This is a genomic window from Bartonella sp. AA86SXKL, from assembly GCF_042196885.1.
Map to the genome: position 1 here is coordinate 1 of NZ_JBHIRE010000333.1, position 709 is coordinate 709.

Consider the following 709-nt stretch of genomic DNA (forward strand, 5'->3'; position numbering starts at 1 on the left):
TATTATTGATGATAAACTATCGTTCCTTTTTGTCTTTTGCAGTAATTTTTGCTCTAATGACAACCATGCAAATCAGTGTAACCACCGTTTTAGCTAGTGGAGTTAAACCAGTTTCGACTGTTGATATGGCCGAGCTTCTTAAATCAGGCAAGGTTAAGGATAGGTTTGAGGGAGAGGAAAACGCACCAGTAACAATTGTTGAATATGCTTCATTAACGTGTGTTCATTGTGCACATTTTTATAATGATGTACTTCCTCAAATTCGTAAAAAATATATCAAAACGGGAAAAGTGAAGCTTATCTTCCGAGATTTTGCTTTTGATTCTCGTGCAACGGCAGGCTTTATGTTGGCGCGCTGTGCACCAGAAGATCGTTATTTTCCTTTGATAGAAGTTTTATTTCAAAAACAGTCTGAGTGGGTCTGGGCGAGAGATGCTGTGACGCCGTTGAAGAAAATTGGCTTAATGGCAGGTTTTACCGATGAAAGTTTTAATGCTTGTCTGAAAAATCAGTCCATTTTAGATGAAGTAAATGCATCTTTTGAGCGTGGAAAAGAACTTGGTGTCAATGCAACACCTACTTTTTTTATTAATGGTAATAAATATGAAGGTGCGATGTCAGTAGAAGCCTTCTTTTCAGTGATTGACAGTTTTCTTAAAAACTAAATCTTTTTTTCAGAAGATGGGTATTGATATTTGTGATCGTTGCT

Annotated in this window: 1 protein-coding gene; it reads left to right on the forward strand. The window is 36.7% G+C overall.

The annotated features are described in order from the left end of the window. Nucleotides 1–8 precede the first annotated feature (8 nt). Nucleotides 9–665, forward strand: a complete 657-nt coding sequence (locus ACFIO5_RS11850) for a DsbA family protein (RefSeq protein WP_034454196.1) — start codon at nucleotides 9–11, stop codon at nucleotides 663–665. Nucleotides 666–709 lie beyond the last annotated feature (44 nt).

Bases quoted from the DNA above. Each gene is read 5' to 3' on its own strand.
- ACFIO5_RS11850 (WP_034454196.1), top strand. From the start codon at position 9: ATGATAAACTATCGTTCCTTTTTGTCTTTTGCAGTAATTTTTGCTCTA.